We start from the raw sequence: 12,726 nt of genomic DNA, 5'->3' as shown, positions 1-12,726 counted from the left end.
CTAAAAATCCGGCTGTGTCCATGCCGACAGCAGCTTGTGTATCAAATTAGAAACGTTGTGATGAGCCCGTAATGACACGCACAGTGCCCCACAAATAGTGAGCTCGCAGCAGAGGGCCAAGAATGTAACAACAGACAAGACAGGAAACATGAAGAGACGGGAGCAGGCAGGCAGCATATCTATGGTGCATGAACTGGCAACTCCTTTTGCTCTTACGAAACCCTCACTGATCTGAAATTCGATTTCTAAAACCATCTGAATGTGAGAGCTGAGGATCCACCAAACCCCTGAGAGACAGGTTTTATGAGCAGGTCGCGGGTATTTTGTGCAGTCTGGAGAGAGACAAGAGCACGGCCCGGAACTATTCAAAAACACACTGCCAAAAGACCTGGCAAAACCAACTTTTTCTTGACCCACAACGAAACACCCGTTTAGTATTTTTTGTGAGTCACTCACTCATAACACCCAATATAGTGTGTATATTTCAGTAGTCAATACTAAATGTTGGACATCGTCCAAAGATGTTAAGAATCATTAGCAAGACTCTGCAAAACACTGTATTTGTAGAAACTACACACAAATTTCATTCAAATCCAACCTTCAGATCATCGAAAATGACAAAAGAATTTTTTCTGAACCGACTGATCGGCAAACTTTCCAATGCCCCCTCATCTTGCAAAAAGAGACCAGCTTGAAAGAGGGCAAAACATCAGATTACACGATTCTTCATCAGAATTTCATACCGACTGTTTCCAGACACAAGCTGTTGAAATCACCGCGAATCAACGATTTCTGCCAGAAAAACGCCGCAGCAGACTCTGAAACAGCAGTAAGCCGAACTCGAAACGGGATACCTGGGGACGCTGTTTCCAGACATTGAACTGCTGCTGTTCGATGTGATCGAGTATTTTTAAGCCCCCCTGAATAAACAGATCAATGTCGACCTGCAGACGTCCGGGAAGCTGTGCAATCAAAGGCACACCATTCAGGAGGTACTGCCGCGCACGCTGCACTTCAAACGCCATCAGATTTTGAAACGCAGTGTTGAATTCGTTGTGTTCAAATTGCGCTCTGGTATAGCCAAACTGCTCACAATCTTCCCGGGGAAGGTAGATGCGGCCGATTGCAAAATCGCGGGCGACATCCTGCCAGAAATTCGCCAGCTGCAATCCGGTACAAATCGAATCGGACCAGGCCACTGTTTCCTCAGTAACCGTCTGACACAAATGCAGTACCAGCCGCCCCACCGGATTGGCGCTTCTCTGACAGTACGAAAGCAGTTCTGTAAAGGTCTGATATTCGCTGACACGCTGATCCTGTTCGAACGCCTGGATCAGATCATCGAAGGCAGTTTGAGGCAGATCGTATTTGACAATGGTAGGAGTCAGCGCGATAAAGACCGGATGCAGACGGGGCATGACTGACGACTGTGGGGGCACCGCGGTATTCTGAATGCTCCGATAGCAGTCCACCAGTTGAGACCGCCACCAGGCGAGCAGTTGGAGCGACTGGTCGGCGTCTTCGATTTCATCCCCGAGATCATCGGCCCAGCGGCAGAAGGCATAAACGTTATAAAAGTGCTGACGCAGTTCCCGAGGCAGTGCCCAGGAGACGACCGGGAAATTCTCGTAATGTCCCAGGGCGATTTTACGGCAATATGCGTGGGCTTCGTCCAGGGAGACTGGAGCATCCGTTCCCTGAAAACAGGGGGAATCGGGCCCCCAAGCCGCCAATTCATGCTCAAATGCCGTCATTTAGCCGGAACTTCCCAAACGCATAGCGCCAGTTGATTAACAATCGTCTCCCAACTGGATAATCTATAAGAAATATGACTCAACCGCTTACTATGCCAGAAGCCGCCACAGGCGGCCTGTCGAGTTCTGTTTCATAACCGCCCGGCATCAGCACGCTCTGAATGCCAGCAGAATATAAATACTTCGAATCGGCGGGCGCTCAACAGATTCTGATACCAGCAGACTAAAGGGATACAGGTCCCGCCTCTGGAAATCAAGAGAGCCAACCCAATCCTGTTTGATTCACACAGAAAACGCTTTCCAAAGAAAAACGTAAAACCATGGCCATTCCCAAAATTGCTATCGTGGGGCGCCCCAATGTTGGCAAAAGTTCCATTTTCAACTGGCTCGCCGGACATCGTGTGGCGATTGTCGACCCGACCGCTGGAGTCACCCGTGATCGCGTGACGTACCTGGTCCATGAAAAAGACCGCTATTTTGAACTGGTGGATACCGGCGGAATCGGCATCACCGACAGCGACGATCTGTCAGAAGACATTGAACGCCAGATCCAGGTGGGCATTGATGAAGCCGACCTGATTCTGTTTGTCGTTGACGGCTCCCTGGGTGTGGTGCACCTGGATGAAGAAGTCGCCACGCGATTACGCTTGATTGAAAAACCCAAAATCCTGTGTATCAATAAATGCGATTCCACCAAAACCGATGATGAAGCAGCACAGTTCTTTCGCCTGACGAATTCCCCCGTCGTACTGACGAGTGTCAAAGGGAACCGGAACCGGAATGAATTACTCGATGAGATCATGAAGCAGTTGCCCCCGGCAGAAGAACTGGAAGAATCGGAAGGGGATACGCTGTCTGCTGATCCCGAGCTGAAAATTGCGATTGTCGGCCGGCGGAATGTCGGCAAAAGTACCTTCATCAACGCGCTGGCAGAGTCGGAGCGGATGATCGTGAGTGAAGTCGCCGGCACGACCCGCGACAGTGTCGATATCCGGTTTGAATTCGATGACAAATCATTTCTTGCGATCGACACACCGGGAGTAAGAAAACGGAAAAGCCTGGCGAACGACATTGAATTTTATGGTTTGACCCGCGCGAAACGCAGTATCCGTCGCGCCAATGTGGTACTGATGTTTTTTGATTCGCAGGAGACGGTTTCCAAGGTCGACAAACAGCTGGTCGCCGAGATTGATGAAAATCATAAACCCTGTATCTTCGTGATCAATAAGTGGGACCTGGGCCGCGAAAAGAAAATGACCTCAGAGAAATGGGATGAATATCTGACATCCCAGTTCCGTACCATGCGACACGCTCCCGTGGCATTTGTGACCGCGAAGGACTCCCGCAACATCAAGCAGGTCATCAACCTGGCACAGACGATTTACAAACAGTCGCGGATGCGCGTCTCGACCGGTCGTCTGAATAAGATCGTCCGGGCAGCCATCCAGAACAATCAGCCCCCCTATTCCAAAAACCACCGTCCCAAAATTTACTACGCGACGCAGGTGGCGACCGAGCCGCCGACGATTGTCCTGAAATGTAACGACCAGAAACTGTTTAGCGAATCCTGGAAGCGTTACCTGAGCGGCGTGCTGCGGGAAGCACTTCCTTTCAAAGAGATACCGATTAAAATCTATTACCGACCGAAAGATGCGAAAGACGAATCGAGCCCGAGTCTGGACATGGTCGAACAGGATGACTTCGAAGCATTTGAACCCGGACGCTGATAGAGATTAATAGGCGACACAATCTAGTCGAATTTCATTGTCTTGATGTGTGCAGTCGCGGCGTCTGCCAGGACGTCGCGGAACATGCGGTCGGGATTGTCGAAAAAGGCGATGCTGATGCCGCGATCGACAGAGCGAGTGGCCAGTAAAGTCAGCATCGGTGTGCGAGGTGCATAGCGCTCCATAAAAATGAGCCGCATACCGGGCCCCTTGAGATTCAACAGACGTTCAAAGTACTGCATCGCCAGATTGCCATCGCGGGCCAGTACAGCGCCCTTCACCGAAACGCGCAGCTTCTGCCATTCTGCCGGCGTCATTTCTTTTTTCCAGGCCATGACCTGCTCATGCATGCTATCGAGTTGGCTCGCCGCTGCTTCTGCAATATTCGCCTGAATCAGCGGCAGCATACTGCGTGTGAAAGTATGTAGTTCTTCGGTGCTGAACTCTTGCCGTTGAATCACTTTTTCCAGGAACTGCCTGGAATCAGCCAGCAGCTGTTGCTGTCGTTTGAGGCTGGTCCCTTCCAGACCGATGTGCTCGATCTGTTTCTCGACCCGGTGGATCTGCCCATGATACTCAGCCAGTTGTTGCAGACGTTGCGTGTCGAGCTTGCCGGCACCGGGTGGGCCGAGCATGAGATAGATCGCGACCGGCATATGCGCAAAGACTTTGACCGTGTCGTACCGGGGAAGAATGATTTCAGATGTTGTTTCCGAACCATTGCGGACCAGAACGAGCTTTCCATCCTCGAGCAGAATGATGGGCCCGCCAGTGGCGAGGTCCAACTTTCGGGCGGCCGCGTGCGCATTCATGAACTCACGATTCAGATTCACCAGCGCCGTGCTCGCTGCTGCATCGAGCTCTTCCGTGTAAGCCGCCTGGGGCAATAGCATCAAGATCAGGCCCGCGAAAATCATACGTCTCATATCCTTGCCTCCCTGGTATGGAATCAACTTAAATTTCTAATCACTGTCGGAGCTTGGAAAAGTGTCAGCTTTTTAGCTGATAAAACGCTGCTGCATTGTCGTGAAACAGCTTTCGTTGAAACGTTTCCGAGCGATCCTGCACAATCCACAACAGTGCCTGATACCAGCTTTCGAAGTCTGCCGTCAGCGTGCACACGGGCCAATCGCCGCCGAAGAAGATGCGGTCTTCTCCGAACGTATCCAGGCAGAAGTCGATGTTCTGTTTTAAGTCGGCAGGTTGCCATGTTCCGGGAGTTGCCGTGGCGACGATTCCGGAGATCTTGCACATCACGTGCTCGCGCTGTGCCATCTGCTGCATGCCGGTTTCCCAGGCGGCTCGGTCCTGCTGCTGATCGGGCTGCACGCTCATGTTGCCGCAATGATCGATAATGAAGCGTGTCTCCGGGCAGGCATCGACCAGTTCGACGGCGTCCTGAATTTCGGCCGGTCGCATACACAGATCAAAGCTCAGGCCCAGGTCTCCCAGCAGCCTGATATTTTCTTTGAACTGCGGCGTCAGACACATGCCCCGCGGGCGATCGGGATCGTGCAGGATGGTTCTGACTCCTTTAACGAATGGATTGCCGGCAAACTCGTCCAGATAGTCGGCGAAGCTGCTTTCGCCGGGAGAGCCACCGATGACGGCACCGGACATCGGATTATCGTCTTCCTCACATAATGCCAGCACGTATTGTGCTTCCTGCCGCTGCAGATCCGGGTGTACATTCACTTCCATATACACCGATTTTATGATGGGGCAATTCCGGGTCGCTTCCCGATAATCGGTCATGCGGAAGCTGTTTCGCAGGACGTCCATACCGGGCAAATCGAGCCAGGGAAGCTGGAACAGGTCTAAATCCCAGAGGTGCTGATGCGTGTCGATAACGGGGATCGGATCCATGCGAGAGGTCTCCTGTGGGAACGGGAATGGAAGTCCTGTTTTACCCGGATTTCAGACCCATTGCAAATCAGAATTCGCCTCTGTTTACGCTGGTATTGCGTCTGGCAATCGGTTAGAAGTGAGCTTTAACCAGTCAGAGTTCTCGATAGTTTACCAGTTCGATGCAACCTTCCCCAACTCAACAGACTCCCCGAATCGAGTATGAACGGCGGCTTGAAGACCGATCGGGCAAGGTACAGGCATTCGTCAGACAAAGTGACCGCTTTTCCACCTTCAGAGGCCTGGTATTTATTGCTGGCATCGCTGTTCTGCTGGCAGCGACGGTCTGGGGTGTACTCAGCCTGAAATGGATCGCCGCCCCGATTCTGGCATTTGTACTACTGATCATTTTACATGCCCGCTGTATCCGTCACCTGAAACGGGCACGACAGGCGGAAGCCTACTATCGAACTGCCCTGGATCGCCTGAATCACCAATGGATTGATGTCCGACCTGCGGGGGAAGAATATTACGACCCGCAGCATATGTACGCCGGCGACCTGGATCTGCTGGGACGGGGCTCCCTGTTTCAACTGATCTGCTCTGCCCGCACGAAGCTGGGTGAAGAGACACTGGCCCGCTGGTTACTGACTCCCGCAACGGCCGAGGAAATCAGGGCGCGGCAGCAGTCGGTTGAGGAGCTGCGAAACGAACTGGATTTCCGCGAAACACTCGAACTGCTGGAGGCAGAACAACACGGCGACATCGAACAGACTCATCTGTCAGACTGGGTCCGACAGCCCCTGATTCAGATTCCAGCCGGCCTGAAATGGGCCTCGATGATTACCGGCGTGTTTGCCGCACTGGCTGTCATCAGCTGGCTGCTGTCGTACTCGGGCATTGCTCCGATCTGCATTGCGATCATCATTCAGGTCTGCCTGTTATTCTGCATTGGCTCACGCATTCGCGAACTGTTGAACCAGACCGACGAAGTTCGTGACGGGCTGTCGGTGCTTGCGGATGTCCTCTCGTTGATTGAACAGCGGGAGTTTCATTCACCGCATTTGACAACGATTGTCACGGCCCTCCGGACCGATGGCGTCCCGCCTTCACGCAGTATTGCCCAGCTCAGGCGGAATATTCAGGGTTTGAATAACTGTTTTCGCAATCAGTTTTCAGCGCCGCTGAGCATTCTACTGGGAATTCCCTTCCATTACATGTTTGCCATCGAACGCTGGCTGCAACGCGTGGGTCCGCACTGCCCTGAATGGCTGGCGGCGGTCGGCGAGTTTGAAGCACTCTGCTCACTGGCCGGTTATGCCTACGAACATCCCGAAGATCCCTTTCCGGAAATCGCTGATACCGCCGATGGGCCGCGACTCGAAGGCGTTGATCTGGGGCATCCACTGATTCCCCTCGACCAGGTCGTACGCAATGATGTGACGCTCAATGCAGAACACCGCCTGCTGATGATCAGCGGCTCCAACATGTCCGGCAAAAGTACTTTGATGCGAACTGTGGGGACCAATTTCGTCCTCGCGCTGGCGGGTGCCCCCGTCCGGGCAACCCGGTTGACGGTGACTCCCATGCAGGCAGGAACAGCCATGCGGGTTCAAGATTCGCTGCAGCAGGGCGCTTCGCTGTTCTACCAGTCGGTGGCGCGACTTTCGGCGGTCGTGCACCTGGCAGACGCACCAGAGCCGGTCCTGTTTCTGCTGGATGAGATCCTGCAGGGAACCAATTCGCATGATCGTCGCATCGGTGCCCAGAGCGTGATTGAAACGCTGATCGAACGCGGGGGCATCGGCATTGTCACCACGCATGACCTGGCGCTCACCGAAATCACGAGCCTATTTGGTTCTCAGGCGAAAAACGTGCATTTTGAAGATCAGCTGATCGACGGAAAAATGACGTTTGATTATCGCATGCGTCCCGGCATTGTAGAACACAGTAACGCGTTGGAACTGATGAAGATGATGGGCATTGAACTGAAAGCACTGGATGCTGAACCGGATCCGGAATCGGCGGATCTGAAACAGTAAGCCACGCTCTCAGCCAACCATGTAGAGCGCCACCTGGAAGTAGATAATCAATCCCAGAATGTCGACCAGCGCGGTAATAAAAGGATTCGACATCAGAGCCGGGTCCATGCCCAGTTTTCGAAAGCCCATCGGCAGCATTCCCCCTGCAGAAATCCCCATCAAGACCACCAGGAACACTGCCAATCCGACGACGGATGCCTGTATCAACTGAGAAGTAAAAGCCCACGAAACCAGAAAACTGATCACTGACAGCATGCTTCCCAACAGCAGCCCGAGCTGTAATTCCTTACGCAGCAGTGCGCGGAGTTCATCGCGCTGGATATCTGATTCCAGGGCCATCGCCCGGATGATCAGCGTGGCAGATTGTGAGCCGGCATTTCCGCCGCTGGCCAGGATCAGGGGGATAAACAGAACCAGCCATTCAAACTTGTCGGAAACCCCTTCAAAATGCTCCAGCACTTTCGCCGCCAGAAAAGAGGGAACCAGCAGAAAAATCAGCCAGCCCACCCGTTTCTGAATGACCGTCTTTAAGGGTGTGGAAAGGTAGCTGTCTTCCAGAGGCTCCACCGCTGCCAGACGATAGGTGTCTTCTGTCGCTTCTTCCTGCATAATATCGATGGCATCATCGTGGGTCACAATCCCGACCAGCTGATTCTGATGATCGACGACTGGAATGGCAATAAAGTCGAAGCGGGCCATCTGCTGGGCGACGAATTCCTGGTCGTCATCGACGCGCACCGAAATCACATCGCGATTGGTAATTTCTGACAGGGGACGTGCCGGGCGGGCAAAGATCAACTCGCGCAAAGAGACAATGCCCTGCAGACGACGTCCTTCGTCGACCACGTAGATATAGGAAATAATTTCACTGTCGGGTGCCTGTTGCCGCAATCGTTCGAGCGCCTGTGAGACCGTGATATTTTCGGGCAACGACGCGTATTCGGTCGTCATAATCGCGCCGGCACTATCTTCCGGATAAGAGAGCAGTTTACGGATGTCGCTGCGTTCCGCCTGTGCCATCAGGGGCAACAGTTCTTCCACGTGCTCATCATCCATCCGCGACAGCAGGTCAACCCGGTCGTCCGGTGCCATCTCTTCAATCAATTTAGAAAGCGGGCCCCGCTCGATCACGCCGACAATTTCGATCTGTTGAGGGAGTGGCAGGAACTGAAAGATCTCGGCCTGCTTCTGGGCTTCACAACAACTGAGCACGCGCCAGACATTCTGGCTGTCGATTTCCGCCAGGATCTCCGCTGTCACTGCAGGATAGAGTGCCTCACAGAACTCCTTGATTCCTGCACTATCATTTTCATCCAACAGCACCTGAAGCTCAGGTAGCAACAATCGCCCATACATGCGGAATGCCTCGTTTGCCTGAGATAATGACCCGTTCTACAAACCGGTTTCTGGTCACACCAGGGAGAAAGCAGGAGCAACGCGCCTCTCCCGCCAATCCTGACCGGTTTCTCTGTAAAAAAACACCCTGACCGGAATCAGCGCCAGCCAGGGTGTTGATGACTTCATACAAACAACAGAACCAGATGTTGCTTGATGTTGATCACACGCAGTTTACCGTTTTGAGAACTGGAAACTCTTGCGTGCTTTCTTGAATCCGAATTTCTTGCGTTCCACCATACGGCTGTCACGAGTCAGGAAGCGACCTGCACTCAGTGTTTCGTGGAACTGGTTGTTGTAAGCTTCGAGAGCACGGGCAATACCGAGCACAATCGCACCGGTCTGACCTGTCGTTCCACCACCGGTGACCCGCACCCAGACATCGACTTTACCGAAGGTCTCGGTTGCTTTCAGTGGGGCTTCCACCATCTGACGGTCCCGTTCGACTCTCAGATAGTCATTCAGAGACTGGCCATTGATGGTCAGGCTTCCGGAACCGGCTTTGATGCGAACTCGAGCGACGGCAGTCTTACGACGACCGGTTCCCATAGCGACGCCATGTTTATCCAGTTTTCCCCGGATCACAGGCTCAGGCTTGACAACTTCGTCTTCTTCGGCTTCCGCAGGCACGCCGGAACCAAGAGTCAGTTCAGGAACCCCTGATGTAGTTGTCATCGAGTCAGCAGTGGCTTCTTCTGAAGTTGCTGTTTCAGCTTCAACCGGAGTCTGCTGTTCTGTCGTTTCGACGGTTACTTCTTCTTCTGGAGTCTCATTATCCATGACGGTTAACTACTCTTATCTTATTATTCTGAAAAGGGATAAATAGAAGTTTGTCTGCTTCTGCTCAGATTAAGGCAGCAGGTGAGCTGGCATATCCTGAGGTTGTTGTGATTGATTCTCGTGAGTCGGACCGGCATACAGTTTCAGCTTTTTCAGCATCTGGCGGCCCAGCTTGTTTTTGGGAAGCATACGACGGACGGCTTCAGAAAGAACCTGAGTCGACTGACCCCGTTCCAGTTTCTTTTCCGCAGTCACGACTTTCAGACCACTGGGGTAACCCGAATAAGTCGCGTAGCCCTTTCGCAGCATCTTCTGTGAGAAATAGGGGTGTGAGTCGTGGGCAAGTTCTTTACCGGAAAACTTTACCTTGTCACAGTTTACGACAATCACATAATCCCCGGTATCCACATGAGGCGTATAGGTTGGCTTGTGCTTTCCCATCAGAACGGTTGCAATTTTGGCGGCCAGCCGTCCCACAATCAGATTGTCTGCATCAACAACAAACCACTCAGGGTTAATAGTTTTTGCATTTGCCATAAAGGTTTTTGTAGTAGACACCGGTTATTCCTCAAACGTAAACGATATAATATTCAATACTTATGTCAATATGCACTTCAAAAGTGCATGTCATTTCATAGAGGGAATTCAGCCACACAGTCGGAAATACGCCGGTAAGATGAGCGCATACGAACCGCAAGGGAGCGGATAACAGTAACCTTTTTGATCTGTCTCTTCAACTTTGGCAGGGCGGAAAATCTGTGCTGGAACACAAAAAAGCAGAGAAAAGTGACTTTCCAGCGTACTGTGTCCCTGACAGCAGAGGTTCGCCAACCAGATTTACGGAGCGCTGGAGACGTTCGGCTTACAGGTCCCTATGCTTTCGAGGCAGGCGCCGGTTTACAGATAGGAAAGCAGCGTCAGTTGCAGGGCGGAAGAAGTCACCTGCAGATTTGCTTCAAATGCGGTCTGTCTTTGTGTGATTTCGACAAGAATCTGGGTCAGATCGGTATCAAAATCCTGAGAAATGGATTCCTGGATTTTCACTTCCTGGTCTTTGAGCCGGTTATCCGCTTCTTCCAGAACGCTCATGCGGCTGCCGATATCTCCCCGGACCCGGTTCAAACGGGCGATTTCGGTATCCAGCAAGCCACCAATACGACCAATTTCCTGATCATCACTGTTCCTCAACGCGTTCTCCAGACGGGAAAGCAGACTGATCACGCCCGTCGACTCTTTGGGATTTGGTTCATCTCCCACCAGGCCCACGAGTGGATCATTACCGGACTCGATGCCATCTATTCCCAGAGAATAGGCAATTTCGTTCGCAGGAATTTCCAGAGGGCCCGTACCGGAAGCGTCATAGACTGTCAGGCCGTTACCGGTAGTATTCAGTGTGACCTGCAGTTTAATGGGAACAAAATTTCCCTGGAGTGGCACACTGTTATCGGTTCCCGCTTCTGTGACAGCCAGTCCCAGTGCATCTGAAACAGCATTACTGGCAATACTCAAAGGCCCTGTGCCTGAGTTATCTGTAATCAGGAAGGCATTGGTATTTGGATCAATACTGGCGACCAGGTTACCCGGATCGACGGCATTGATCGAATCCAGCACATCCTGCACGGTCGCATCACCGGCCAGACTCACATTGACCACCGAACCATCACGGCGGGTAATATCCAGGGTCGTGGCTCCGACGGGAACCCCCTGCCCCAGATTGAGATCTGCCAGCGGTGTTGTTCCGTCGAAGTCTTCAAAATCATTAATACGGTCAATTACGTCCTGTACGTTTTTTGTGCCACTCAAATCCAGATTGATTGTGGTCCCGTCCCGACGAATTATCTGTAACTGTTTTCCGGTATCCACGTCGACGCCCCGCCCGTAATTCAATTCAGAAAGCGACGTACTCGCGGAAAAAGTGGCAATGCCCAGCCCGGCGGCATTCGTCCCACCATTGTTTTCACCGATGGAGAAATCAGCCCCACTGACACGACTGGAAATTGCCAGCCCGTTTCCGGCGTCATTGAAACCGAGATTCAGATTCGGATCAGCAGTTCGAATCAGATTAAAAACATCTTCGACCGTAGTGGCGGTAGAGAGATCAACGGTAAAGGTCTGCCCTCCATTATTAATGACCAGCCCTTTACCTGCTGTAGTGCCGATTCCAGTGCCCCCATTGAGCGAAGCCAGTGTGGTCTGCAACGTGATCCCGGGATCAATATCCCCCCCGTTCACCTGAGCCGCAGCAGTACTGGCAATTCCCAGATCGGTCGCCAGTGTGGAACCGGTTACATTGGAGACCGCAACAGTACCGGCGGAAGGGGTCAGCCTCAAACCATTTTCGCTGGCGGGGTCAATATCAACGGTCAGCGTGAGCGGACCGCCGGCAAAAGCATTTTCCAGAACAGTTTTGAGATCCTGGATTGTTTCGACACCGGAAAGAGACACGGTCTGAGTTTGTGGGGTTCCGTTATCCAGAGTCACCGAGATCGAACCCAGCTTTACACCACGTCCGCCATTCAAATCGGAAATGCGGGTCTGCAGAGTTAAGGCAGGATCGATGTCACTCCCAAATTCCGGCGAGCTGGCAGCAAAGGCTGAGATGCCGTCAAAGTTATTGGGGAGTAATGTCTGGGTATTAATGTAAGTCTGGATCTGGTGATCATCACCATGGTAGACCACCAGACCATTGGCACCTTCTTCAAAGGGAGCAACATTGGTCTGACTACCGGAAAAGAGGTACTGCCCGCGAAAAGTGGTATTGCCGGCGTTAATCACCTGCGTTCTGAGGGAGGCAATCTGGTCAGCCAGCGCGACACGTTCGGCGTCGGATGAAGTCGATCCCACCCCTGACAGCGAAATGGCTTTCGCCGAATTCAGTGCATCGCCGACACTGCTCAACGAAGTTTCACTCATCGCGAGTATGCTCATACTGGTGTTGATATTGGACTGATACTGCTGCTGCCGTTCAAAAGTCGACTGCAGAATAATGGTCCGCAAAGCAGCTCCTGGAGATTCACTGGCCAGCGAATACTTCTGTCCGGTAGAGACCTGTTGTTGAAGTTTAGCCAGTTCCAGCGCATTGTCATTCAGGGACACTTTCAAGCGATTCGACAACATTGTCGAAGGCAGGCGACCTGGCAGAATAGGACCAATTGTCATTTTGTATCACACCGAAAAACAGGA

Annotated in this window: 9 protein-coding genes; 2 read left to right on the top strand and 7 right to left on the bottom strand. The window is 52.4% G+C overall.

Going from position 1 to position 12,726, the window contains the following annotated elements:
- Positions 1–782: 782 nt before the first annotated feature.
- Positions 783–1,754 (bottom strand): squalene synthase HpnC, encoded by a 972-nt coding sequence (gene hpnC, locus GmarT_RS04025; RefSeq protein ID WP_002644204.1) that lies wholly within the window; start codon positions 1,752–1,754, stop codon positions 783–785.
- A 320-nt stretch (positions 1,755–2,074) separates the two neighbouring features.
- Between hpnC and der the strand changes: the two genes are divergently transcribed.
- Complete coding sequence (gene der, locus GmarT_RS04020; RefSeq protein WP_002644205.1) at positions 2,075–3,481, top strand: ribosome biogenesis GTPase Der; 1,407 nt, start codon at positions 2,075–2,077, stop codon at positions 3,479–3,481.
- 23 nt (positions 3,482–3,504) lie between these two features.
- Here the strand turns inward: der and GmarT_RS04015 are convergent, their stop codons facing one another.
- Together GmarT_RS04015 and GmarT_RS04010 are read right to left on the bottom strand one after the other, a co-directional pair.
- Positions 3,505–4,407, bottom strand: coding sequence for a hypothetical protein (locus GmarT_RS04015; protein WP_149302438.1), 903 nt, complete (start codon positions 4,405–4,407; stop codon positions 3,505–3,507).
- Positions 4,408–4,471: 64 nt separating this feature from the next.
- A complete protein-coding gene (locus GmarT_RS04010) occupies positions 4,472–5,347 on the bottom strand; it encodes an amidohydrolase family protein (RefSeq protein WP_002644207.1) in 876 nt (291 codons plus the stop codon).
- Positions 5,348–5,508: 161 nt separating this feature from the next.
- On the opposite strand from GmarT_RS04010, the gene GmarT_RS04005 reads away from it, so the two are divergent.
- The gene (locus GmarT_RS04005) at positions 5,509–7,368 is read left to right on the top strand and encodes a MutS-related protein (protein WP_002644209.1); all 1,860 of its coding nucleotides are present in this window, start codon (positions 5,509–5,511) and stop codon (positions 7,366–7,368) included.
- A 9-nt stretch (positions 7,369–7,377) separates the two neighbouring features.
- Here the strand turns inward: GmarT_RS04005 and mgtE are convergent, their stop codons facing one another.
- The 4 genes from mgtE to flgL all read right to left on the bottom strand — a co-directional run bounded on the left by mgtE (position 7,378) and on the right by flgL (position 12,702).
- Positions 7,378–8,724, bottom strand: a complete 1,347-nt coding sequence (gene mgtE / locus GmarT_RS04000) for a magnesium transporter (protein ID WP_002644210.1) — start codon at positions 8,722–8,724, stop codon at positions 7,378–7,380.
- A gap of 213 nt (positions 8,725–8,937) precedes the next feature.
- Positions 8,938–9,312 carry a 30S ribosomal protein S9 gene (gene rpsI / locus GmarT_RS03995; RefSeq protein WP_063825416.1) on the bottom strand — a complete coding sequence of 125 codons (375 nt, stop codon included), beginning with the start codon at positions 9,310–9,312 and terminating at the stop codon, positions 8,938–8,940.
- A gap of 300 nt (positions 9,313–9,612) precedes the next feature.
- Complete coding sequence (gene rplM, locus GmarT_RS03990; RefSeq protein ID WP_002644212.1) at positions 9,613–10,080, bottom strand: 50S ribosomal protein L13; 468 nt, start codon at positions 10,078–10,080, stop codon at positions 9,613–9,615.
- Positions 10,081–10,440: 360 nt separating this feature from the next.
- Positions 10,441–12,702, bottom strand: coding sequence for a flagellar hook-associated protein FlgL (flgL, locus tag GmarT_RS03985; RefSeq protein WP_002644213.1), 2,262 nt, complete (start codon positions 12,700–12,702; stop codon positions 10,441–10,443).
- Between the last annotated feature and the right edge of the window lie 24 nt (positions 12,703–12,726).

Source organism: Gimesia maris (genome assembly GCF_008298035.1).
GTDB classification, from domain to species: Bacteria; Planctomycetota; Planctomycetia; order Planctomycetales; family Planctomycetaceae; genus Gimesia; species Gimesia maris.
The sequence above is the reverse complement of the archived record's forward strand: the minus strand, read 5'-3'. Positions and strand labels throughout refer to the sequence as shown.

Coding starts and splice junctions, on each gene's coding strand:
- GmarT_RS04015 (WP_149302438.1), bottom strand. CDS start 4,407: ATGAGACGTATGATTTTCGCGGGCCTGATCTTGATGCTATTGCCCCAG.
- rpsI (WP_063825416.1), bottom strand. CDS start 9,312: ATGGGAACCGGTCGTCGTAAGACTGCCGTCGCTCGAGTTCGCATCAAA.
- flgL (WP_002644213.1), bottom strand. CDS start 12,702: ATGACAATTGGTCCTATTCTGCCAGGTCGCCTGCCTTCGACAATGTTG.
- mgtE (WP_002644210.1), bottom strand. CDS start 8,724: ATGTATGGGCGATTGTTGCTACCTGAGCTTCAGGTGCTGTTGGATGAA.
- rplM (WP_002644212.1), bottom strand. CDS start 10,080: ATGGCAAATGCAAAAACTATTAACCCTGAGTGGTTTGTTGTTGATGCA.
- GmarT_RS04010 (WP_002644207.1), bottom strand. CDS start 5,347: ATGGATCCGATCCCCGTTATCGACACGCATCAGCACCTCTGGGATTTA.
- GmarT_RS04005 (WP_002644209.1), top strand. CDS start 5,509: ATGCAACCTTCCCCAACTCAACAGACTCCCCGAATCGAGTATGAACGG.
- hpnC (WP_002644204.1), bottom strand. CDS start 1,754: ATGACGGCATTTGAGCATGAATTGGCGGCTTGGGGGCCCGATTCCCCC.
- der (WP_002644205.1), top strand. CDS start 2,075: ATGGCCATTCCCAAAATTGCTATCGTGGGGCGCCCCAATGTTGGCAAA.